The organism is Acinetobacter bereziniae LMG 1003 = CIP 70.12 (assembly GCF_000368925.1).
Lineage (GTDB): Bacteria > Pseudomonadota > Gammaproteobacteria > Pseudomonadales > Moraxellaceae > Acinetobacter > Acinetobacter bereziniae.
Window position 1 is genome coordinate 418,581 of record NZ_KB849755.1, and the last position, 25,165, is coordinate 443,745.

Below are 25,165 nucleotides of genomic sequence, written 5' to 3' on the forward strand. Positions count from 1 at the left end.
GTTTTATTAATTCATTTCTAAAAAGATTGTATTAAACTTAAAAATTCGATGTGTCGACTAGAATTTATAGGTTGCACCCACAAATACTTTTTGGCGCTCAACCAAATAAGTATCTGAACCATTCGATAGTTTCTTGTCTAATAAGTTAGTTAAACCGCCACGAAGCGTTAATTTATCATTTACTCTATAATTACTGGTTAAATTTACAATGGTGTGTGGTTTTTGCATTGTCGGCGTCGCTGTCTTATCACTTAAATATTGCTTACCTAAATATTGTGCAGACAATTCAACATTCAGTGGATCTGATGCTTGCCAATTCAATGCTGAGTTTATTGTTAATTTTGATGTATTAATTAGATTTGCACCTGTGTCTTCATTTTTTGCTTTTAAGAAATAGGTGGCATTATTATTCCATTTTAAATTATCAAGGACTGGGAAATTTGCCACCATCTCGATACCACGTGTTACTGCACTTTGTATATTTTCATTACGCGTAAACCAATTTCCATAAAAAAAACCGAGTGGAGAATAAGCGATTTTATTTTTAAAATCTGTATGGAAGAATGTCAACCCTAAGTCTGTTCCAAAGCCAGTATAGTTCACACCAATCTCATAGTTTGTACTTTCTTCAGGCTTTAAGTTTGGATTACCTGTCATATAACAGCCCCCACGTTCATAAGTGTGAGATACGCCCTTTTCGTCATACCAATCTTGACCTTTCAATCCATTACAACCATTCCCACCTGATTGAGTAGCACCACCTGGAGAAGACTCTTTTACCGTGGGTGCACGGAAACCTTTTGCAACGCCACCTTTAATAACAAGGTCATCAGTTGGACTATAAACTAAATATCCACGCGGACTATGATGAGTTCCATATTTATCATCATGATCTAAACGGTTACCGACAGTGAAAGTCAAATTTTCTAGCAGTGAAATATTATCTTCAAAGAATAATGCCCAGTTCTTATTTTCCACTTTTGGATCACTATAACCTTTTCCATCCCAACTTCCACCTGGTAATGTTCCTATGGTATCTGAATTGGTCAATTCTTGTCGTTTCCATTGCCCCCCAACAGTCAAGGCTTGCTTAAACACCACTTCAAATGGCATGGTTAAACTACCTTCAACGATCATTTCATTTGATTTAGTCGTAAGTTCACCTACACTCGAATCATAATCATTGTAATAGGCACTTAATTTAGATTGACCAATCGCCCAGTCACCCTGATGCGAAATGCTGAATGTATTGTGTTCTAATTCTGCAGCACCCCAACTTGTGGCTTGTTCAGCTCCCGTAGTTTGATTAATTTGCGAACCTTTCTCATTCTTTTGAATGCTATGCCCTGCTTCAAAACTAAATGACTGTTTGTCTGTTGGCTGGTAGTGTAACATTGCATTATAGTTTTGATCTTTAGAACCTGTTGTACCATCACCCGCTTTATATTTTTTATCTGCTTCTCTTTCAGTCATTCCTGCGGTTAGTCGTAACCCCAGTGTATCCGTCAATGGACCAGCAGCCATCACGCCTGTTTGTAAAGTCGTACCTAAATCTGAAGACGTTGTAGGTTGAGTATAATTTAGTGTGACATTGCCACCCCAAACACTTGGGATTTTTTTGGTGATGATATTAATGACACCACCCATTGCATCTGATCCATACAATGAAGACATTGGTCCTCGTACAACTTCAATTCTTTCAATCATATCTGGAGTTATCCAGTTTAAATCCTGACGTCCTAAATCTGGACGATAACTGACATCACGGGAAGAACCGATACGTTTACCATCCACGAGAATCAGTGTGTAATTGTCAGGTAAACCGCGTAGTTTAATTTTAGAGCCTTCTTTGCTAGGACTAATTCCACCAGTAACCCCAGGTACTTTACTTAATAACTCGCCAAGACTACCCACCGGTTGTTTTTCTATATCTTCACTGGTAATCACACTAATACTGGCTGGTGCTTCTTTAACATCGACCGCCTGACTACTTGCTGTAACGACGATCGTTTTAAGCTTGGAAGAGTCTTCTGAAGTCTCGTTTGCATATGTTGAAATTGACATTGCTGAGAGTATGGAGAGAGATAGTGCTTGAAGTGTTAATTGTTTATTCATGTTAATACGCAACTCAAATTACGGAGGGATTGTGTAAGAATTGTTGCACATTGTATTTTACCAAATATTCAAATGCAATTAATAATGCAAATAATTATCATTTAAATTATTGTATTTTATTTACTATAAAAATTATTCCATATCGTTTGTACTTTCCTAAATTTAGCGAAGATGTTAAGGCGTTTATATTTTTAAGGGATTTATACGGTAGTGAACTCAGACTTTTCGGCAATTCAAAACGTTAGCAATTTCTAAGCTACCTATGCGGTAGTGAACATGCTTTTTTGATGCCCCAAGCAGCATATGTATTTCTAAGCTACCTATGCGGTAGTGAACGCAATTCCCTCGTTGGAACCGTGGGGGTGGACTTTCTAAGCTACCTATGCGGTAGTGAACCTAAAGTAGAAATTACAACTGTTAAAGATTGTTTTCTAAGCTACCTATGCGGTAGTGAACATTTTGCATTTATAGATGATACGGACATAGATTTTCTAAGCTACCTATGCGGTAGTGAACTTCACCAAATCGCCTCTCGAAGCACCATTTCTTTTCTAAGCTACCTATACGGTAGTGAACTATAATTTTAAAACAAAAAATAAAATAATAACAGTAAGTTAAACCTTAAAATCATCAAATGACCCAAGTTTCTACTTACAATTATAACTTATTGATTTTATTAAGTTGTTAAAGAGCTAAAAAATATTGGGGTAAAATTTTAGAATTACCTTCTGTTTCACTAAAATCTATACAATCCAAATTTTCCTACTTTTGCTTCATTTGCAAAAAATTTATAAAATATTGCCAAGCAATTTATAAACTCATCATATTTAAACTGACTCGCCAACAACAATCAATCCATCTTGATCATCTAAAAAGTTTAGCTCAACCAATCTAGCAATATCACGATAAAAAGTACGTTCTGTTTTACCTGTATATAAAACTTGGATTTGTGGTATTCGATATAACTCAGCTTGGTTTAAAAACTTTTTCGTTTGTCCTGTTACAAACATAATTGTTTGAATTAAATTAAATTGTCTATCTGAGATCCGTTTACTAAATTTGGCATCATTTAAAGCTGTTTGATACAACAAAAAGCCGATTAATCCATTACTTTGATCATGTAAATTATTAATGGTCTCGAACATCCCTTTTAGCACAAACTCAATAAAAGATTGATTGGCTGAAGATTCCTTTCTATCAGCAGCTTTTCGACATGCATTAAACAAAGCAAAATACTCATGAATATTGATTTGATAATATGCCCATATCGCTGACGAACTAAATCGGTAGCCTGATTGTTCAAGCAGTAACATTTCAATTAAACGTCCTGTTCGTCCGTTACCATCCCAAAATGGATGAATCAATTCAAAGTAATAATGTGCTAAACAAGCACGGATAATAGCGGGCTGATTAATCACATTCGGGCTATTTAACCATTCAATCCAAGCTATTATAAGATACTCAATATCTTCAATACATTTTGGTGGACGATATGTACCACCATGTTCGCTATTACCTACCACTGTTTTTTGGTTAGGTTGATTATTCCTAAATTGCCCTGCTGGATTATGTTGTTCTTCTAGATTTTGCGATACCAGGCTATGTAACTTAATGACGGACATTAAGGATATACTTTGACCCTCTTTAGGTTGTAATTTTTTTTGACTGAACTGTTTGATCCAATCTATTGCCTCTTTAAGATTGGTGAGACGACGCTCCTCGGTCTTTTGTATTGTCTTAGGATCTAGTCTTAAAATTTCCTTCGTCTCTTGCTCTGTAAATTGACCACCTTCAATGGTATTTGTACTATAAATACTACTCGCTAAAACCTTTTCTTGTACTTGATCTATAATTTGAGGCAAACTTGGCATTTTATTAAATCTATTCTGTGCATCGTTTACACGATCAAGCATAGGTGTAACCTGCTCTAAGTCAAACCCAAGCTGAAAGGTAAAAGAGCCGGACTTGTACGTCATGACTCTTAAAGTTGTGTCATCTAGCCAAACTTTACTTTGATCAGGCATTTTGTCAATTTTTTTGTCAAATAAAATGTCAAAACATTATTATTATAAATCATAAATTTAGTCAAATTTTAATTGTAATAATGTCAAAGATTATGTCACTCATTTTGTCAAATTTTGTTTTAAATATAATATCGAAATTTTTCAATTGATTAGACTTTTCCAGTCACATTAAACCTATATCCAATTAATTTTAAGTTCGTTAAGTTACCTATACAGTAGTGAACTTCTCCAATCATCTTGTGCTGTTGCATTACCATTTCTAAGCTACCTATACGGTAGTGAACGAGTATTACGAGTTATCAAACTATTCGCACATTTTCTAAGCTACCTATAAGGGTATCTGGTAAGTGCCCGATACCACTTATTGCTTTTGCACCCCAGACATTAAATTTTTTAGGTTCGTGATTGTCACCAACAGTACGAATGACATAAGAACTACGTCTGCCATGTCCAGCATTTAATATTCCTCTTAAATCCTCACTATCTTTTATGAAAGAATCAGCTTCATCAATCAATAATGTTGGCGTCCATTTTTCGATACTCCTAAATAATGCTGCGGCAGTTATATTGGAAGTAGGCATGGGGCGTTTTACAAGTTCGCTAATCACATTCAAGAATTGTGTTTTACCACAACGTTTTTCGGGTGCAGTAATGCAGGCTATAGGGGAAATTTCCATGGCATCTAAGGTGATAAGGGATTTCACATGCTGTTTAAAAGAGCCATTGAAAGTACGGGCTTTTGTTTTACAATTGGAACTTTCACAGAAAGTTTGAAAAGTTAAGTTATCCGTAGAACTTAGTAAACTGAGCATTTCCTGACTCTGTTCTAGATTGATTTGTTCTAAATTTTGCATAAAAGCTCCTCATCTCGCCATATCTCTATGGCGAAAGGTCTGAGTTAGTTCTTTACTCGTGATTTTAAATAGGTGGTTTATTCAGTTTGATATAATTATAATTTCTTACAGTCGTTATGAAATTGTCTATAAAAATTTTAATATCTTCTTCATCTGTAGGGCGAATTTCACATCCCAAAATTTCTATTCTTTTATAAATACTTAATTCTAAAACTCTATAAAAGTTTGAATATATTTGGGAAAGTTGATCGCCGATAGATGGGTCCGTTGATAAAATTTTGATTGTCTCATTTGCATAAATAATTGAGAGTTTTCTGATAAAATCAATATTTTGATCGCAATCATTTAGGTAATTTAATACCAAACAATTCTCTTTTAAATAGCTATATATTTTCGAAAAATATTTTCGAAAAAGTTTTTGATCATTTAGGTTCATGTCGATACTCCTTGATTTTGTGAAGCTTTACTTTTTGCCCATATTTGTAATTCTGCATAAAGTAAATAAACATTAGACTGTTTTGAGTTACCATCTTTAATAACACAAGCAGCTAACTCTGGATCTCTGGAAATGAGCTCGTAAAGCCCCTGTCTTGATAAATCAAGAATGCGACAAGCCTCATTAAATGAGATGCGGATTGGGGGGAGTTTGTTCATATTTATTCCTGTATAAGTAATGGTATAAAAAACCATAAACACATCTTTAAATAAATTTTTTTTTAATTCTTATAATTAGAATTTTATTTTTTATAATTATAATTTTATCCACTCAATTTACTGATAAATATAACATTAAATATTTAAAAATAATCGAGATATAATTTATTTAGTTTTTAAACCATTTCGCTACAGTTTGATCACTTGGAAAATCGTCAGGAAGATGCTGTCCTTTGCCTCTGAGTAGCTTCTCAATATTCGACTTAACCCCATGAGGTCTTTTTGTATTTAAAAGAACAGATTCTGCAATTTTTTTTAGAAATAGTTTTACTGCTTTTCGCTTCTTTGGAATTTTATCAATTCCATATTTTTTATCGTAAGGTAAAAGTAAATTTAAAGCGTTAAAAATTGCAGTTATTGTACCAATTTCCCTTGCACTAAGTGATTCATCTGTCTCATTTTTATTTAACTTAAAACGACTATAAGTCTTAAAAAAATTTGCCGTTTCTGTATTGTTTGCATAAAAAAATTGCTTGGTATACCAGTATAAACCACTTATAAAAATATCTATTTTTTCAAAAACATCATCTTCGGAAGACTTTGTATTTAAACTAATTTCTTTTATAAATTTATCAAAAGAAATTGCATTTCGTCCCTTACAATCACTATCAATGATTTCGAACTTCTTCAAAATTCCTTTTTCTTGTAATTGGAAAACAGCTTCAATTAAACTTTCCTTATAATTCATATTACTTTCTCTATTTATAAATGCTTGTTCTAGTCCCAATGCATCCAAAATACTTATTTCGTTAAAACATAAATACGAGTTTTGAATTAGATTGATTTGTTCATCAATAGTATACAAAACAACAGAATTATCACAACTTTCACGAATAATAAAATCAATATAATTACTTGATATAATTAACTTATTTACAACCCCTTCCTTTAATGGGAAATACACATATTCAGAAAATTGCATAACAGTCTTCTTAGAAGTATAAATAGGCAAAATTAAAACCTCCAATTAAATCAATCTAAATTTTAATTTATGTTTTATCCAAATGTTAATGTAGCTTGAAGACGAAAATTTTCAATAAAACATATACACCGAATATCAATATAAACAAAGATATACCCAAGCTATAATATTGAATAAACTACTATCCATTTGTCATACGATCAATTTCATCTGCCCACCACTGCATCATATCTTTTCGTTCTTCAAAGTGTGCGCCTTTGTCATATACACCTTTAACTCCTTTTTTAAGGTGAGCTAACGTTGCTTCCACTACTTGCTCCTTATCACTGTATCGATTGTTTAACGCTGTGCTTGCAATATGCCTAAACCCATGGGGGTTCTGCCTACCTTTATATCCTAAACGATTTAGGGCTTGATTAAACGTATTGTCTGAAACAGGTTCTACCAAACTCCCACGACCTACAAACAATAAATCAGATTCCGTTTTAAACGTGTATAACTCTTTCAGTAAAACTATGGCTTGGTGGGGTAGTGGCACGGCGTGGGCAATATCCTTTTTCATGATTTCAGCTGGCTTGATCCATACCGCTTGATCGAGATCGAATTGCTCCCAAGTGGCATAACGTAGTTCAACAGGTCTAGGAAATAATAAGACCAATAATTCCAACCCTATCGCCATGTCTCTTTTAGGATAGGTCCTAATGGCATGGATTAAGGCTGGAAGCTCATACATTTCGACAAACTTCATGTTTCCGCCGTTGTTTTTATCTAAGTGCTTTGTAATCCCTTCCAAAGGGTTGAAAACGATTTTCTCTTGAAACTTTGCCCAGTCATAGGCATTACGGACGTATGATGTTAATTTTTCCACTTGGGTATAAATACCTAAGTTACGTTGTAAACCTTGAAAAAAATCAAACCACTCTTTAGGTGATATAGCTGTGAAATCTCTCTCACCAAATACTGGGATGATGTGCCGTTTGATTGATTTAACTGCCTTATCATACGTATCAGCTCCCCAATGAGACCCTTTTGTATCTAACCAATCGAACATTAAAACCTTAAAACGCTGATTTTCATTTTCTATTTTTTTTTGTTTAACTGATCTGCATGTATTTATTTCTTCGCCATTTGATAGCTTCTCCAATAACTCACTTGCTTTTTTCCTTGCTAAAGCGCCACTTATGGCTGGATACGCCCCTAAACCCATCCACGACCATTTCCCATCAGTTTTTTTATATCTTAATTGCCATGATTTTGTACCTTGCTTTTGAACGAGGAAGTACAGCCCAAGACTATCCAATTCCCTATAGTCCTTATCTTCAGGTTCGAGACTAGCCAAAGTCGTATCTGATAATGGGCGTTTCTTTATTGCTGCTCTTTTCATTTTATGTCACAGATATTTGTATCATGAGTTCAATTATAAAACCATGATACACAGCGTGATACAAGAAATTTGATGGTGTATGCTTAGATATGAGGGTATATAATGGCATAAAAAAACCCTAAATCATTATAATTTAGGGTTTTACATGCATACAAATATATGTAAGTTTATATGAATTTAATGTCTTGGTAGGTATATCCAGACTCGAACTGGAGACCTCTACGATGTCAACGTAGCGCTCTAACCAACTGAGCTATACACCTGAAGTGCTGAGAATATTATTCATTTTTCAGCAATATGACAAGACTTATTTTTTAGCTTTTAACGCATTCGAACACTCTTTAAGCAATTTCTTAATTTTTTGAATATCTTGTTGATTTTCATTAGCTAAATACGTGATTTTTTGAAAAACTTGATTTGCCTGTTCAAAGGAACTTTTTTCTTCAACCTGACTTGCTAAACGAGACATCCATTGTTGAAAAGTTTCAAATTGTGCTTTTTGATTTAGCTCAGGTAACTGCTGATTAAATTTAAAAATCAAGCGCTCGAGTTCAGACATCTGACGCACTCGAAAAAGTTTTGTCACTCCCCAGTAAATCAGTAACAATCCAATTATCCCAAAAATTAAAACTAGTCCATAACTATAGATTGAAGTTAGCCCCAGTTTTTTCATCCACCCACTTTGCTTTTCCGCATCATAACCCACGACTTTGCTTTGCCATTGAAAACTTGCGTAGTCACTCCAGACTCTTAATGTTCTCAATACGGATGAATGCTGAAAACGTAAATTTGAATAAGCTGCATCCCCAAAAAACGCTGCATTGCCATCTATGGTCGTTTGCATTCCCTGATCTATTCGCATCGGCGCAATGATGGCTGTAGGATCAATTCGACGCCACTGTCCTTGTTGATACACTTCTGCCCATGCATGAGCATCTAACTGACGTACTTCCCAACTTTTTCCGTCAGGTGCAAGTTCTCCACCCTGATAGCCTGTGACGACCCTAGCAGGTATTCCGACATAACGCATAAGCAAAACAAAGCTTGAGGCATAGTGTTCACAGAAACCCTGTTTTGATTGAAATAAAAACTCATCAATTCGGTGATTCCCCAATTTCCCCGGAGCTAGCGTGTAAACAAAATTCTCTTTTTTATACCAGTTTAGAATATTTTGAATATAGATATCAGGGGTTTCTTGGCTTTGTTGATACATACTCACTGCAAACTTCTGCGCTTGTAGATCACGATTTTTAGGATATTTTAGATTATTTTTAAGCATCAATTGTTCAAACGCCGGGGCTTGAACATCCTGTATACGCTGACCAATCCATTGCAATTCGATGGGTTGTACCCGTTGTACAAGCCGTTTCGGTGTAATAGACCAGTCTTGATGTAGTTCAAAACGTTGTTCTATCGGTATCGATTTTTCTAAACCTGTGATCCACTGCTGACTTGGATCACTGGCTAAATATCGATAATGAAATCCATCCACTTGACCTGCTATTTTGGAATAGGATTTGCTCTGCTTATTGGTTAAATCACTTGTCCAAGTTGTGCCATCATAACGATCCAATACCATCGCTCGCCAATACAACTCATTGCGGCTTGGAAACTGTTTCATGTCTCCAATAATTCGAAAAGCCAAGGCACTCGATTGCGACAATGATGCAATATCTCCAGGGGACATCCGATCACTCAATCCTGTCACCGCTTGATTATTGGGAATCGGAATTTGCCAAAGTGGAGGCAAGCGTGGAAAAAACAGAAATAGTAAAATAAAAAAGGGTAAAGCCAAACCAATAACCTTAACGATATGGAATGAGTCGTTTTTAAGAGATTTTAAAACAGGTTGTGTAATTTCAAAATTGGCTGTCTGTACGCGGTACAATCCAACCAAGCAACTGATTAAGCAGCACAATACTAAAACAGCCATTGCAAAAGATTGGCTATGTAAAAATAAACTTGCACCCACAAACAAAGCAAAATTAAACAGGATAATAAAGTCACGTTTAGACTTGGTTTCTAATGCTTTGGCAAATAAGAATGTAGAAAGTACGGCAGTTCCAGCTTCTACGCCTAAAAATGTTTGAGTGTGCAGATAGATAATTAATAAGGCAAAAAATGCAAATAATAGCTTCGGCGCTTGCAACAAAAATCGAGGAACATTGAGTGTTTGATGAGTATTTATTTTATGATAATACCCCCCTAAACCGAGGATATTCACCAAGAACAATATCGACAAGGCAATTGGCATATAAGCAAGCTGTGCCAACCAAATCAAACTTAAGGCAACTAAAATTGAAACTTGAATTGATCTATTCATACCCACTCCTCAAGCTTGTGCCAACAAAGTTTTGATATGAATATAATGCTGCTCCCCTACACCATTTTCAGTCTGAGCATGCGGTAAAATAATACAATAAGGTGATTGTACTTGTTCACAACGATCAACCAATTCCATCATTAAACTGAGTTTTTCTTCATGTTCTGCACTGGGCATTTTTGCATATTCAATTTGCATGGCGTGGGTATCGAGTAAATCCTCAAACTGCTTCACAAAAAGTCCTTGTCCTCGAGCAGCCTGCTTCCATGAAATACTTTGTAATGAATCACCAATTTTAAAATTTCTTAACTCTTTAAACTCGTCCAAATCAGGTTGACCCGTATTCGCCTGAATATGTGAATATTGCACACCAGACTTTGCTTCAGGGGCTATCCAATAATCATGGGTCAGATAAATGTATGTCCATGCTCGGACTAAGCCTAGTGGATAAGTTGAATAAATCTGAATTGGAGGAATTGAAAATTTGCCACGCTTTTGCGGGATAAAATTTAATTCAACACGCTGTTGTTTATCCTGAAATAAAAAAGGTAGTAATTGATCATCGAATTTAAAATTTAAAAACTTCGGGCTTGCGCGATGTTGTTGCAAAATCACGGTGACTTTAAAAGCTTCATTAACCTTACCAACTTCATCAACAATGACTTCTATTGTCACACCATGCAATTGTTTAAAACTCAAATAAAAACTAATACACAAGATGGCACTTATTAAAAAGCAAAAACCTAAAATTAAGTTATTTGCATAGTTAATTCCCGCAATAAATGTGATCAAAATAAGCACAAGATAGAGGAAGCCTTGTTGATATATGAATACTAAAACTTCATTTTGTTTGAGTGTGCGTATACCTGTATAACGAAATCTTTGATGCAACCATTGCACGAATCTTTTAGCAAACATGGTCAAATCCCAATTAACCTTGAACAGGAACTTTTTGCATCAAAGCTAAAGTTTCAGACTCGCCTAATCCTATACGATGCGAAGTAACTGCAACAAATACGGCTTGTACATCATCTGCAATTACAAATGATCTTTTTTCAATAAATGCATGCGCTTGAGCAGCCTTTTTCAATGCCAATACACCACGCGTAGACAACCCATGACGTCCTTTTCTGGTTTCTTCAGCTAAATCAAGTATATAATCAAAAACCAAATCATTAATTGCAATGTTATTAACCATACATTGTAATTGCAGAATCTCTTCTTGTTTAAAAATGGATTGTAAATTTTCAATTAAGTCATGACGAGAATGTTGTTGTAAAAGTAATTTTTCTGCTGAACGTGATGGATAACCCAGGGATAACCGCATTAGAAAGCGGTCTAACTGAGATTCAGGTAGGCTATATGTACCACTTTGAAAAAGTGGGTTTTGTGTTGCAATCACCCAAAATGGCTGTGGCAGTGTATAACGGACACCATCCACTGTGACATTACCCTCTTCCATTGCTTCCAACAATGCACTTTGGGTTTTTGGACTACAACGATTGATTTCATCCGCAAGTAATATTTGAGTGAAAATAGGTCCATACTTAAATTCAAATTGATGTTCTTTTTGATTAAACATATTAATCCCAATCACATCACTGGCCAGCATATCATTGGTAAATTGAATTCGTTGAAAATCAAGCCCTGCTAAACGAGACAAACTGCTGGCTAAAGTCGTTTTACCTAAGCCTGGCAAATCTTCAAAGAGTAAATGCCCTCCAGCCAATAAACTACACAAGGCAAGTTTTGTTTGTTGCTGTTTATCTAAAATGATTTGGTTAATTTGCACTAAGAACTCATCAACCTTCGGATAATAACGTGATAAGTCTAAATCACTCAATTCGGAATTCTGTTGCAGTGTATTTCCTCGTGTTGTTCCCCAAATCACCTTATTTTCCCCAATCGTAATTTTTTAAGTAATTTGATTAACATACACGTTTTTAAGGGATACTCAAAGTGCAACAATTCATGAATTTCGCCACTTGGTTCATTTTGACTAAAAAACGATTCTTATCATTCTTTAAAGATCAATTTAGGGTCTAAATCATGTGTTCATACACATCTATTTCGAGCATGGTTTAATCTTGATTTTAAATCATCTGCACTTATTGAAAATTCAATATCTGAAACCTCAGCTTGCTTAATCAATTCAATAAGCAACTGATTGATGGGTGCTTGAGTGTTGAGTCGATGTGCTAACTTCACCACCTCACCGTTAATCCAATCAACTTCAGTGCTTCGCCCTGCAATCAAATCATCTTGCATCGACGAACGTGCCAACGGATCAATTTTCAGCATTTTACGACTTAATATTTTAAATAAAATATTCGGCAGACTCATGATTTTAGGAAGCAAATGTGCAGAAATTGCAGTCAACTTTGCAGGTTTGATCTGTGCCAAATCCAGTAAATCAAGTGCTTCTTGTTGCGCCATTGCGAGACATTGACGATATTGCAAATTCGATAATTGTGCTTTTAAAGGTAATTTTGATAAGGCATTAATAGAATTATTTAAGTTAAGTAAAACTTTTGCCCATTGCACAGCAAGCATGTCCTGATCAAATACAATATCTAATTGCGATTTCTGAAAAAGTTGGGCTAAATCTTGTTGTTTGGAAAAGTTTTTGACATGAATTGCCCCTGATGTACCTTGATGAAAATGTCCAGATCCCAAGGCAGCCACATTAAAAGGAACCATCCCCGCTAAGATTGTCATATCTGGTAAAAACTGTTTAAGTACAGCAACATTACTTAATCCATTTTGAAAACTCAGGATATAAGGTCTGTGCTTAAGACCAGCATTACTTTGAACGAATATTTTCTGAAGCGCTTTGGCGACTTGTTCAGTTGCCGCTGATTTAACACAGACAAAAATAATATCAGCATCCAAAGCAATACTCGGATCTTGTGATAATTTTAGTTCATTTGCAGGTATAGATAAGTTATTCCCTAAATAATCCGTAAGTTTCAAACCTGATTTGGATAATTCATCATACATGCGTGGACGGGTCATAAATGTTACGTCTACACCAGATGCAGCCAATCGACCACCAATATAACACCCAATACTTCCCGCGCCATAAATACAAATCTTCATCTCAACATCCCTTTAACCAATATATTTCTGTCATTTTTCTGTTTCAACATTTTATCTGAGATAATTGAAATGAACTGTCCACTATCCGACAATTTATAATGTTTATTTCATGGCAATTTGCAATAACGCTTTGCAATCACAATTTACCTAAGTCCACGGAATAAAAATGATAGCGAATATAGTTAAACCGTCTAATAATTCATACAAATATGCCAATGTAAATAATTAATATTTAATAACATTTACACCCACTAGAAGATTTTGATCATTCATTTACTTCGTCCTTTTGAATCATAGATGGACTTGCTATCGTTAGTCGACATGGATGTCGCCATGTTGAGCGGGGGTATGTGAGCAAAAACAAAGCACTGCTTTGCTTGCAGCGCAAGACCCTGTTAAACGAATGATTTTTGTTACTTTTCATCTCTGAAAAGTAAAGTATCGCCTACGCAAAACAATTTAAACTTTAGAAGTAAAGCGTGGCAGTGCAAGCTTTGTCTCATCAAACAATTTATTGACCGCTTTAATTTTAATAATTAAGAGAAATGATATTTTACTGTATGAATTTTTCATCAGATTGACTATACCTTACCTAAATCACTGCCCAATGAAAAACGGCACCGAAGTACCGTTTTAACTACCATTCAAAACAGCATCAAAGTACTGTTCCATATGATTAGACACTCATCTCAGCATGGACACTTTTTCATCGTACCACCAGCACTCGGATAACGAGCATCTACACAGTAACGATGAAAAGTTTTCTCATCCATTGCATCCATATCAGGATGATGCTTTTTCATATGTTCCAAATAGTTTTGATAATCTGGTACACCAACCATCAAACGAAAACTCTGCTGTAAGCGTGTCCATAATGTTGCAATTCTTGACCAATTCTTAGGATTAAAAATTAGATCCTTTTGCGACATGATGGTCATTTTGATGATTTTATAAATTACCATCTTACCACCTTTGGCGAATTTAAGATTCATCTTACTCACCTCACTTATAAGTCAATTAATGCTTTGCAGACGTGACAACAGTTTCTTCAGGGTCAGCATATACTGCAGGCGCTTCATTAACTGTTGGTGTTGGGCTTGCCAATGCACGGCGAATTACCCCAACAGCGGCAACCAACATTACGACCGCAACAATCATAAAGAATGCACACAATGCTGCATTGATCTGATTCGATAAAACAATCGTTTGCATCTCTTCAAGTGTTTTTGCAGGTTTTAAAATTTCACCCTGAGCAATTGCAGCTGAGAATTTATCTGCTTGTGCCAAGAAACCAATCTTTGGATTTGAATGAAAGATTTTTTGCCAACCCGCTGTCATACAAGTAATGAATAAGAAAACTGTAGGTACAATCGTGACCCACACATACTTTTCTTTTTTCATTTTAAATAGAATGACCGTACCAAGAATAAGCGCCATAGCAGCGAGCATTTGGTTACCAATACCAAATAAAGGCCACAAGCTATTGATACCACCCAGCGGATCAACAACACCCTGATACACAAAGAAGCCCCAGCCAGCAACCGCCACCGCTGTACCAATCATATTTCCAAAGAAGTTATGTGAATTTTTAAGTGCAGGAACAACTATACCCACGGTATCCTGAACCATAAAACGACAAGCACGTGTACCCGCATCAACCGCAGTCAAAATGAACAAAGCTTCAAATAAAATCGCAAAATGATACCAGAACGCCATCATCGAACGATTATTAAAAATATCCGTGATGATATGTGCCATACCAATTGCAAATGTTGGTGCACCACCAGTACGAGAAAGAATGGTACTTTCGCCAACTTCTTTAGCCAGTAGACTTAATGTTTCAGGCGTCACTACGAAACCGAGATTACGTACCGCTTCTGCTGCACTTTCTACAGTTGTACCCAATACTGCTGCAGGCGCATTAATCGCAAAGTAAACACCAGGCTCAAGTACAGTTGCACAAATCATTGCCATAATCGCGACAAATGATTCCATGAGCATGCCGCCATAACCAATGACACGAATATTGACTTCGTTATCAACCAGTTTAGGTGTAGTCCCTGAAGAAACTAAGGCATGGAAGCCTGAAATCGCACCACAAGCGATGGTAATAAATAAGAATGGGAACATTGATCCAGCAAAAACAGGACCAGTACCATCAACAAAATGCGTTACAGAAGGCATTTTTAACATCGGCATGGCAACAATGATACCCACTGCCAAACCTGCAATTACACCAATTTTTAAGAAAGTTGATAAGTAATCACGTGGCGCCAATAGTAACCAAACAGGTAATACTGAAGCTACAAATCCGTAAATGATCAGTGCCCAAGTCAGTTGAGTCCCAGTTAAAGTAAAGAATGGTCCCCAATATGGGTCAGCAGCAACATTACCACCATACACAATTGCAGCCATCATCAAAACAAAGCCAATAATCGACACTTCTGCAATTCGTCCAGGGCGGATATAACGCATATATACCCCCATGAACAAGGCGATCGGTATGGTTGCTGCAATACTGAATACGCCCCACGGACTGTGTGCAAGCGCTTTAACCACAACCAATGCCAGTACAGCAAGGATAATGATCATCACCCCCAATGCACCCAGCATCACTACAACACCAGCAAATGAGCCAAGTTCTTGCTTTGCCATCTCCCCCAATGAACGTCCATCGCGACGTGTTGAGATAAATAGCACCAAGAAATCCTGAACAGCACCCGCCAAGACCACTCCGACTAAAAGCCAAATTGTTCCTGGTAGGTAGCCCATTTGAGCAGCAAGAATAGGTCCAACTAATGGACCTGCGCCTGCGATTGCTGCAAAATGGTGACCAAAAAGCACATACTTATTGGTTGGCACATAATCCAGACCATCAGCTAAACGATGTGCAGGGGTTAACCGTCTCGGATTGAGCTCAAAAACTTTATTGGCGATAAATAAACTATAAAAACGATATGCAATGCTATATACACACACTGCAGCAAGCACCAACCAAACAGCATTGACATGCTCACCTTTACTGACTGCGAGTATTCCAAAAGATACTGCACCAATTATGGCGACAATCACCCAGACCAACTTTGATAAGGGCGATGACTTTGTCTGAATATTTTCCATTAAAACCTCACATCTTGATTACAAAAAGCAGTTCCATTGTTTTTATAAAGCGTAATGCATTTCCGTGTGACTCTTTCCCTGGTGACTCTACTCCTCATTTTTTTGTTTTCATCTAAGACTTTGGATGTAAAACTGGTTTGAATATGTACTATTAGCATGACATCACAATGACTTAAACTATTACAATGTTATTTTTATCATTCTTGTCATATTCCGACTATTCGACTCTACTATTAATTATTCTCAGTCGATCTACGACTTTAGTCGGAAATTTATCCATAACTCGCTACTGTTAACGTCCCTAGTTCAACACAAATTAAAAACAAAAAAAGGGATGATTTTCATCATCCCTCGCATCATCATTGAAAAATGATTAAGCACGCTCTAAGTAGTCACCTGTACGGGTATCTACACGAACGCTTTCTTCTTGCTGTACGAATAATGGAACACGTACTACAGCACCTGTTTCAAGCTTCGCTGGTTTACCGCCACCACCAGAAGTATCACCACGTACACCTGGATCAGTTTCAACGATTTTCAACACCACAAAGTTAGGCGGGCTTACTGTTAATGGCACACCATTAAACAGCATAATCGTACATTTTTCATTTGAATCATCTTTTAACCATTTCGCAGCATCACCCATCGCAACTTTATCAGCAGCAATTTGCTCGAAAGATACAGGATCCATGAAGTTCCACATTTCACCATCGTTGTAAAGGTAATCCATTTCAACTTCAACGATGTCAGCAGCTTCTAATGAATCACCTGATTTGAAAGTTTTTTCTAATACTTTACCAGATTTAAGGTTACGTAATTTTACACGGTTGAACGCTTGACCTTTACCTGGTTTTACATATTCGTTTTCCATGATTGAACATGGGTTACCATCAAGCATAACCTTTAGGCCAGCTTTGAAATCATTTGTAGAATAATAGGCCATGAAAGGCACACTCCAAACTTACTAATTTAAATCTCTAATGTCATGCGATCAACAAATCATCTGATTTGTAATCGGGTCTATTTAACACTTCAAAATCGCTGAATTGCCAACACACCCAGAATGATCACTCTCAACAATAAAGAATGTATTATACATTTTTCGTATTCTAAATGAGCAATACGTCGTGAAGCAATGAAAAATTACCCATGTTCTGTCAGATTGAGGGTAAAATCTCCGATTCATTGTTTTTTTGTACTGATTGACTCTCCTTTCGGTCCGATGTAATGAATCAGCTGTATAGGTTTAGATACAGCTCACAATGTTATTATGTCCAATCTGACAGATTTAATCTGAATAGACATTTGACCCCTTCTCTCCTCCATTGACTATTTATCGCACGTGGCATGTTAAATTATTTATATCAAGAGCAAAATTGGCAATCTCAACTCAGTGATTTAGTGACTGATCCACTCGAATTACTTGAACTTCTCACATTGTCGAAAGAACAATTATTGTCTGGTGCAATTCTTGCGACTGCTCAATTTAAATTACGTGTACCTCGAGCGTTTGTTGCGAAAATGGAAAAAGGCAATCCGTTAGACCCCCTACTTTTACAGGTACTCCCCCATCATCTTGAACTTGAAGAACATGAAGGTTTTGTAACGGATCCATTGGGTGAGGAACAGGCAAATCAAATTCCAGGTGTTTTACATAAATATAGATCACGTTTTTTATTGACCTTAACAGGTGCTTGTGCGGTTCACTGCCGTTATTGCTTCCGTAGACATTTTCCATATCAAGAAAATCTACCTAAAAACGATGATTGGGCGAATATTAAAAACTATTTAGAGCAGCATCCAGAAATTAATGAAGTGATTTTAAGTGGGGGGGATCCCCTGACCTTATCAAATCGCAAACTGGCACTCTGGTTAGAACGTCTAGCATCTCTCAGTCAAATTAAAATCCTGAGAATTCATTCACGAGTTCCTATTGTTATTCCTGAAAGAATCGATGAAGAGCTGGTTTCTTTATTGAAAAACAGTAGGCTACGTGTGATTCTAGTGGTACACTCAAATCATCCAGCTGAACTCGATAATTTGACCTGTTCAAAACTTGCTCACTTGGCAAAACAAAATATTCTTGTGTTGAATCAAGCCGTTTTACTTAAAGGTGTGAATGATTCTGCACAAACACTCGTTGATTTAAGTCAGCGACTTTTTGAAGCACAAGTTTTACCTTACTATTTACACGTTTTAGATAAGGTCAAAGGTGCATATCATTTTGATTTGGGGGCAGAAAAAATTGATCAGATCTACAAGGATGTATTAGCCAGCTTACCTGGATATCTAGTCCCAAAACTGGTTCGAGAAGTTGCGGGAGAAAATAATAAAACACCGCTGTTTGGAGTCACAACCTTTTAAGAGTTGAAACGCTCATGATAAATAAAGAAATTTCTGAAATTTTTCAAAATATCACGGTTCTACAACGAGAAAATTTAAGTTTTGCAAATCCCTCTGTAGATTCTGTGAGCGCATGGGTGGCTACGCTCTCAATCATGCAATTGGGCGACACTTCTGAGTCTGTTTTAAATGCGATTTGTGAAATTGCAGAGCTAAACTGTAGTGAAATGCTCCGTTTTGACCTTATTCAGGTGTTGCACCCGATTACAGAAAGCATTCTATCCAGTTTAGAAAAAAGTATTCTGAATCAAGGGCTTTCTCAAACAGATCGAATTGAGCATATCATTGATTTATCTTCCAGAATTCGTACCTATTTTGCCAATGTTTACATCAACATCGTGCAAAGAAGCCATCAAACATTAACATCGAGTAAATTCTCATTTTTTAATTTTAAACAAAAGAGAAATTTGCAAACTGCTCGGACTTTGGCAACATTTTATGCATTAGAACAATTGGGTTTGTTGCTTGTTCAGCAACAAATGATTTATAGCGGTCCTTTAACCCATCAATGGCTTACTACACACCATTTATATGAGCTCGCTGTTAAAAACCAAGAATTCAGTATAAATATCAATCAGCTACAAGGTACACATTTTACTATTCATAATATCCAACAAGCCTACGCACAAGTTTTACTGTTGGATATTTTCAATACGCATCAAATTCGCCCATCTGAAACTCAGGCATTATATCAATGTACATTTGACTGGGTAAAATTGGTCCAAATCTTACCAAGAGAAACCAGTCTTTCTCGTTATATTGTTGATGGTTCTAAAGATATACCACCGATCTATAACCGCAAACAACATGCAAACTTTCATACATCCTTATATATTTCCACGCAAAATTTACTTGAACATATTAATTTAACCATTCATAAAGAAACTGAATATTTATCGAAGAATGAGCAGATTTATTTATCAGCAGCCTTAAAGTTTCATGTACAAAATGTATTAGGAACAACCATTGAGCGTCGCCATGAACGTTATGAATACTCAGCTCAACTGCAAATCTGCTTTAGTTTACAAACAGCACATTTTTATCTATCTAAAGCTAAAAATTTCTATGAAACCCTCAACCTCAATAACAATTATGCTTTTCAGTCGGAATCAAATATTCATTCCTCTATTTCGACAGGTTCAAGTACAGGAACTAATTTAAGTCAAATTAAAAGTTTGGACCGAGAAGCCAAACAAATTTATCAAGCACAAGTACTCGATATTAGTGTCAACGGTTATCGTATTCGCTGGTCAAATGAAGCCCCTCGAAATCTAAGAACGGGGGAATTTATCTTGATCAATGAAAGCCTGAACAATAAATGGAAAGGTGCAATCATCCGCTGGATTAAACAATCAATCCAGAAAACCTATGAAGTCGGTTTAGAGGTTTTAGCACAGGACATCTACCCTTGTGCAGTAAAGGTTCCTGCTGATCGCTCAACGATTAATTATCATCCTTGTCTCATGGTACAGGTACCAAATCTAAATGAATCAAATACTTCAATTATTTTGCCAAACTTACCTTTTTTTAAAGAACAGCAAGCAATTTATCTGCGTTTAGATACTGATGAAATTAAGGTGTATTTAACGAAAACGTTGTTAATTACTCAAAGTTTTGTTCAGTTTGAATTTGAGTTGATCAATGATGAAGAAAATCATCGTATTGAACAATTCATTCAACTCCAATCAACCAATTTGAATAATCAAGATGTATGGGAAGCTTTAAAGTGAGAAATTTATTATTATCGAAAAAATTAAAACTCTCGGAAACTAGATTACTTATTATTGATGACAATCAAATTCGCTATAATGAAATTATCAGTTTATTTCAAAGCAAAAATCATCAAGTACAGGCGATTTTACTTGATGAGTTAAAAAGCTTTGAAAAACAACTTAATACATCGTGGGATTTAATTATTTTTGGTCGCGCTTACGATATTAAGATTGAGCAAGCGGTCACCCTTATTCAGGCTTCTGCGGAAATTGATATCCCTGTTTTATTGCTAAAACCTGAAGATTATCAACATAGCCAATATCAATCATATATACAAAAAGGTATCTATGATGTTGTAAACCTAGAATATACTGAACGTTTTTACATCAGTTTAATTAGAGCACTCTCCTATAGCCGCACACTACAAAGCAAGCAACATTTATTGACAGATCTTGAAAGTGCAAAAAATCAGGCACAAGCTTTGGTTGAAGAACAACATAAAGCTGTCGCACTGATTCAAGAAGGTATTCACACTCAAGCCAATGATGAATATCTAAAATTATTCGGTCTAAAAGATGAGAATGAAATCATTGGCTTACCTTTATTGGATATTTTACAACCTCAAAATATCAACGATTTCAAACAACGTTTTAAAAAGATTTCCCAAGGACAATTTGATTTAGCCCGTTTTGAAATCGATACACTCAATAAAAATGCCAAATCTGAAAATCCCTTGAAAATTGAATTTCTTCCTTCCAATGAAGAAGATTGTATTCAAATTACCATTGAAACGCATTCTGTCTCTCAAAAAACATCTACTCAATCCAGCGAATCGAGTAAAAAAGCGATTAGCCCTGTCGTCAACAGTTTGCAACAAATCCAATATGCGCTGATTAATCAACCCGCCAATGCCAATGCGCTGGTATTATTTAGTTTTGCAGCTTGTCCTGATCATATTTTGTTATCCAATTGGAAAACTGCGATTCAGTATTTAGATGGCTTTAAAAGTTTTATTAAAGAACAGACCAATACAACAGTCTATCAAATTGACATGTTGCTATATGCGGTGATTTTACAAGCAGAATCAGATGCCATTTTAGAGTCACGTATTCATGGTCTACAAGCTTTAGAAAAACCTCAATTACTTGAAATTAATGGAACGACTTATCCATTAAGCATCAAAATTGGTTATACCAACATTCAACAAAATAGCTTTAATGAAAGTAACTTTAGTGATGTTTTAGAACAAGCCTATGATCATCGCCTAAGCAAAAAAGGCTCTGTTTCTGAACAACAATTAACAGCAACATTACAAGATACTAAAATTGAATTGTCTTTAGTTGAACCTGCTTCAACTCCTGTAGAACCACTTCAATTTGAACGCAACTCACTTCAATTAGAGCCAAAGCCGCAGCCAGATCCTGCACTAACACATCAAGATACTGCTGCCCAAGATATACAAGCCAAACCAATTTTCAAAAATGCACCGATCTTAGAACAGATCATGCAATCTCTCGATAAAGGTGAAATTCAGCTTAAATATCAACAGCTTTATGATAAACATGATAGTAGTCTTAATACTTATGAAGTCACCAGTGGTTTTATTTTTGAAAATCAATGGAAAAAAGTCAGCAATTTAATTGAACTCGATGACGATATTGAACTATCTATTAAACTTGATCGCTGGATTTTAGTTGAAGCCTGCAAGCAACTTCATAACTTTATTACTCAATATCCACAAGCAAAATTAATTGTTAATTTGAATCGGCATGTATTATTCCACGATAAGCAATTTCCAGAGCTTATTTCTAAACTCCTGACCATTGTTGGCAGCCGTCAATCACATCCATTGATTCTACAGTTTGACGAAGAAGATATTGCAAAAAGTATTCTCGAGACACAAAAGCAATTTGCAATTCTACGCGACCACGGTGCTGAGATTTCAATCCGTCGCTTTGGCTCAAGCATTTCCAGCGAAACGATATTAAAACAGTTAGATGTCAGTCTATTAACGCTCGATGAGAAATTCACACAGAAGCTAAATAGTGATACGACCATGGCTCAATTTCAGCAGACACTTGAAAAGTATCAAACCATTAAACCTGTGGAAATGCTGCTTAAAAACCTAAATGATATGAGTTTATTCGCAAATGCTTGGAATGTTGATGTTCGATTCTTACAAGGTGAATATTTCCAGAAAAAACTCGATCATCTAACCGATGTTCAAGATCAATAAATAATGCTTATTTAAGATTGAGTATAGGGGTTCAATACTCAATCTTTTATACATCAATCTTTCATTGATCATAGACACAAAAAAACGGGCAAAAGCCCGTTTTTTATGTTTTGTCGTATTAACGCTTAACAGAGCGTGACATACCAGCAAAACGTTGTTTGAACTTATCGATACGACCGCCAGTATCAACATTCTTCTGTTTACCAGTATAGAATGGATGGCAAGCTGAACATACGTCTAGGTAAATCGTTTCTTTACCTAAAGCAGAACGAGTTTCGATAACGTTACCACATGAACAAGTAGCAACTAATTTTTCGTATTTTGGGTGAATATCGGCACGCATGGTCGATTCTCCTAAGTTAAGAAAGGTTTAGCTGTCATCGCAATTAACCACTCTCAAACATCTAAAAAAGCTTTGAGGAAGGCTGAACATCTTCAGCAGGTTAACACCACAACAGACCATTTCTTTTGGCCCACCGAGACTATAAGTGTCAGAGCTAAGCACAACAAGTGGGCAACATTATACGTGATAAATATTTCGATTGCGATCTATTTTTAACAATTTGATTAAATTTACTCGCCTGAATGTTGCTGTTTAGACCAATAGTTTGCAATGACTCCACAGACCATTAACTGAATCTGATGAAAAATCATGATTGGCAATACGATCATACCTAAGGGTTGACCAATAAATAAAATTTGTGCCATCGGTACACCACTGGCGAGAGTTTTCTTCGAACCACAGAAGAAAATAGAGATTTGATCTGCCTGACTAAAGCCCAACCACTTTGGAATGTATAAGGCTAATAGCATAATTGCAGTCAATAAAACAGAGCAAGCCAATACCAAATAGATTAATGTCGTTAAGCTGACTTGATGCCATAGCCCCGCAACAACTGCCCCACTGAATGCGCCGTACACCACCATTAAAATAGAACCTTGGTCAAAAACTTTGACAATTTTTGGCATTTTTTGCATTAAAGGAAATACATAAGGACGCAAAACCTGTCCAAGAATAAAAGGCACCAACAGCAATAAGGTAATTTCAATGATCGATGAAGTTGGATCGTAATTGTGCTTCGATTGTCCAAATATAAACAAGCTGACTAAAATTGGAGTAATAAACATCCCGATTAAATTTGAAAATGATGCACTACATACTGCTGCCGCCACATTACCTTTTGCCACCGAAGTAAATGCAATGGATGATTGCACCGTGGATGGTAAAAAGCACATGAACAGAAAGCCCCAATACAATTGTTGACCCAATAAAGGTTCAAGTACGGGTTTAGCTATCAATCCCAATACAGGAAATACAATAAATGTGATCGCAAAGACCAAAGCATGTAATTTCCAGTGCAGAATACCTTCAACCACAGCTTCACGAGATAGCTTTGCCCCATGTAAAAAAAACAAAACTGCAATTGCGATGGTGGTAACTTTACCAAAAATAGCGGCTGCTTGACCTGAAATGGGTAAAAATGAAGCTAAAAGCACCATTGCTACCAACAGTATCGTAAAGCGATCTAATGCCAATAGTTTCAACATTTTCATAAGCAACTTCCTGTATTTAAAATATGAAAAAGCTCAGTAGTTTAATTTTACTTTGAGGTAAAATTCAATCTTACTGAGCTCCAAAAATAAAGCTACTAATTTGGCTAAATGTTCACTATTTATTTACGACACATATCAACTTAATTTAACACACTGTTAGGTGATTAATTGTTTCTTGCATTTTGATCTTGTTGGATTAATTCAATTTTATAGCCATCTGGATCTTCAACAAAGGCTATTACAGTTACTCCTCCTTTCATTGGTCCAGCCTCACGCACGACATTTCCACCACGTGCTTTAATCTCTTCACATGCTTTATATGCATCTTCAACACCAATCGCAATATGTCCATAAGCATTGCCTAACTCATAGCTTGCAGTGTCCCAGTTATGGGTGAGTTCCAATACAGTATTATGCTCTTCATCACCATAACCGACAAAAGCAAGGGTAAAACGCCCTTCTTCATAGTCACGTTTACGAAGTAATGTCATACCGAGAACTTCAGTGTAGAACGCCAAAGACTGTTCTAAATTGCCTACGCGTAACATGGTATGTAGCATGCGCATGATTGATTGTCCTGTTAAATCAGATATTGCCTGTCAATATAGGCAATACTGTTCGATATTTCAATTTTTACCTATTTGGCAAGATTAAAGCACATATCAGATGAATGAAGTTTGACCACAAACTGACTTTTTTACGGA

The 25,165-nt window shown here is 36.0% G+C and carries 20 protein-coding genes, 1 tRNA gene and 1 CRISPR repeat array; of the genes, 3 read left to right on the plus strand and 18 right to left on the minus strand.

The features are described from left to right. Window positions 1-57 precede the first annotated feature (57 nt). From F938_RS03830 to efp, 15 genes are all read right to left on the minus strand, one after another. The gene (locus F938_RS03830) at window positions 58-2,115 is read right to left on the minus strand and encodes a TonB-dependent receptor domain-containing protein (RefSeq protein WP_005029543.1); all 2,058 of its coding nucleotides are present in this window, start codon (window positions 2,113-2,115) and stop codon (window positions 58-60) included. A gap of 248 nt (window positions 2,116-2,363) precedes the next feature. Continuing rightward, window positions 2,364-2,691: direct repeats of the CRISPR family, unit length 28 nt; unit sequence TTTCTAAGCTACCTATGCGGTAGTGAAC. Window positions 2,692-2,942: 251 nt separating this feature from the next. Next, a complete protein-coding gene (locus F938_RS03835) occupies window positions 2,943-4,139 on the minus strand; it encodes a Fic family protein (RefSeq protein WP_005029545.1) in 1,197 nt (398 codons plus the stop codon). A gap of 299 nt (window positions 4,140-4,438) precedes the next feature. Next, entirely contained in the window at window positions 4,439-4,993 is a 555-nt protein-coding gene (locus tag F938_RS03840) for a hypothetical protein (protein ID WP_005029547.1), read from the minus strand. 64 nt (window positions 4,994-5,057) lie between these two features. Beyond that, window positions 5,058-5,429, minus strand: a complete 372-nt coding sequence (locus tag F938_RS03845) for a hypothetical protein (protein ID WP_005029549.1) — start codon at window positions 5,427-5,429, stop codon at window positions 5,058-5,060. Next, window positions 5,426-5,647: a hypothetical protein gene (locus tag F938_RS03850; protein WP_005029551.1), complete on the minus strand. Its 222-nt coding sequence runs from the start codon at window positions 5,645-5,647 to the stop codon at window positions 5,426-5,428. Before F938_RS03850 ends, F938_RS03845 begins: the two co-directional genes overlap by 4 nt. A 169-nt stretch (window positions 5,648-5,816) precedes the next feature. Beyond that, window positions 5,817-6,629 carry a hypothetical protein gene (locus tag F938_RS03855; RefSeq protein WP_227567113.1) on the minus strand — a complete coding sequence of 271 codons (813 nt, stop codon included), beginning with the start codon at window positions 6,627-6,629 and terminating at the stop codon, window positions 5,817-5,819. Between the two features lie 181 nt (window positions 6,630-6,810). Continuing rightward, a complete protein-coding gene (locus F938_RS03860) occupies window positions 6,811-8,013 on the minus strand; it encodes a tyrosine-type recombinase/integrase (protein WP_005029555.1) in 1,203 nt (400 codons plus the stop codon). Window positions 8,014-8,199: 186 nt separating this feature from the next. Further along, window positions 8,200-8,276 (minus strand) — tRNA-Val (locus F938_RS03865). Between the two features lie 44 nt (window positions 8,277-8,320). Next, window positions 8,321-10,336, minus strand: coding sequence for a transglutaminaseTgpA domain-containing protein (locus tag F938_RS03870; RefSeq protein ID WP_005029557.1), 2,016 nt, complete (start codon window positions 10,334-10,336; stop codon window positions 8,321-8,323). 9 nt (window positions 10,337-10,345) lie between these two features. Then, the gene (locus F938_RS03875; RefSeq protein ID WP_005029560.1) at window positions 10,346-11,254 is read right to left on the minus strand and encodes a DUF58 domain-containing protein; all 909 of its coding nucleotides are present in this window, start codon (window positions 11,252-11,254) and stop codon (window positions 10,346-10,348) included. Between the two features lie 13 nt (window positions 11,255-11,267). Then, window positions 11,268-12,227 carry an AAA family ATPase gene (locus F938_RS03880; protein ID WP_005029561.1) on the minus strand — a complete coding sequence of 320 codons (960 nt, stop codon included), beginning with the start codon at window positions 12,225-12,227 and terminating at the stop codon, window positions 11,268-11,270. Window positions 12,228-12,391: 164 nt separating this feature from the next. Next, window positions 12,392-13,435, minus strand: coding sequence for a 2-dehydropantoate 2-reductase (locus tag F938_RS03885; RefSeq protein ID WP_005029563.1), 1,044 nt, complete (start codon window positions 13,433-13,435; stop codon window positions 12,392-12,394). Between the two features lie 689 nt (window positions 13,436-14,124). Next, window positions 14,125-14,427: a YbdD/YjiX family protein gene (locus F938_RS03890; protein ID WP_005029565.1), complete on the minus strand. Its 303-nt coding sequence runs from the start codon at window positions 14,425-14,427 to the stop codon at window positions 14,125-14,127. Between the two features lie 25 nt (window positions 14,428-14,452). Further along, window positions 14,453-16,555, minus strand: a complete 2,103-nt coding sequence (locus F938_RS03895) for a carbon starvation CstA family protein (protein ID WP_005029566.1) — start codon at window positions 16,553-16,555, stop codon at window positions 14,453-14,455. A gap of 373 nt (window positions 16,556-16,928) precedes the next feature. Further along, window positions 16,929-17,498 carry an elongation factor P gene (gene efp, locus F938_RS03900; RefSeq protein ID WP_004831207.1) on the minus strand — a complete coding sequence of 190 codons (570 nt, stop codon included), beginning with the start codon at window positions 17,496-17,498 and terminating at the stop codon, window positions 16,929-16,931. 404 nt (window positions 17,499-17,902) lie between these two features. On the opposite strand from efp, the gene epmB reads away from it, so the two are divergent. The 3 genes from epmB to F938_RS03915 are packed head-to-tail and all read left to right on the plus strand — an operon-like array spanning window position 17,903 to window position 22,907. After that, window positions 17,903-18,919, plus strand: coding sequence for an EF-P beta-lysylation protein EpmB (epmB, locus tag F938_RS03905; protein WP_004831208.1), 1,017 nt, complete (start codon window positions 17,903-17,905; stop codon window positions 18,917-18,919). 14 nt (window positions 18,920-18,933) lie between these two features. Next, on the plus strand, window positions 18,934-20,688 hold the full coding sequence (locus F938_RS03910) for a hypothetical protein (RefSeq protein ID WP_005029569.1): 1,755 nt from the start codon (window positions 18,934-18,936) through the stop codon (window positions 20,686-20,688). After that, window positions 20,670-22,907: an EAL domain-containing protein gene (locus F938_RS03915; RefSeq protein ID WP_005029572.1), complete on the plus strand. Its 2,238-nt coding sequence runs from the start codon at window positions 20,670-20,672 to the stop codon at window positions 22,905-22,907. The genes F938_RS03910 and F938_RS03915 overlap by 19 nt, the downstream gene beginning before the upstream one ends. A 118-nt stretch (window positions 22,908-23,025) precedes the next feature. Here the strand turns inward: F938_RS03915 and rpmE are convergent, their stop codons facing one another. From rpmE to gloA, 3 genes are all read right to left on the minus strand, one after another. After that, window positions 23,026-23,250 (minus strand): 50S ribosomal protein L31, encoded by a 225-nt coding sequence (gene rpmE, locus F938_RS03920; protein ID WP_004831212.1) that lies wholly within the window; start codon window positions 23,248-23,250, stop codon window positions 23,026-23,028. A gap of 230 nt (window positions 23,251-23,480) precedes the next feature. Next, window positions 23,481-24,461 carry a bile acid:sodium symporter family protein gene (locus F938_RS03925; RefSeq protein ID WP_005029575.1) on the minus strand — a complete coding sequence of 327 codons (981 nt, stop codon included), beginning with the start codon at window positions 24,459-24,461 and terminating at the stop codon, window positions 23,481-23,483. A 164-nt stretch (window positions 24,462-24,625) separates the two neighbouring features. Continuing rightward, a complete protein-coding gene (gene gloA / locus F938_RS03930; RefSeq protein WP_004831214.1) occupies window positions 24,626-25,027 on the minus strand; it encodes a lactoylglutathione lyase in 402 nt (133 codons plus the stop codon). Window positions 25,028-25,165 lie beyond the last annotated feature (138 nt).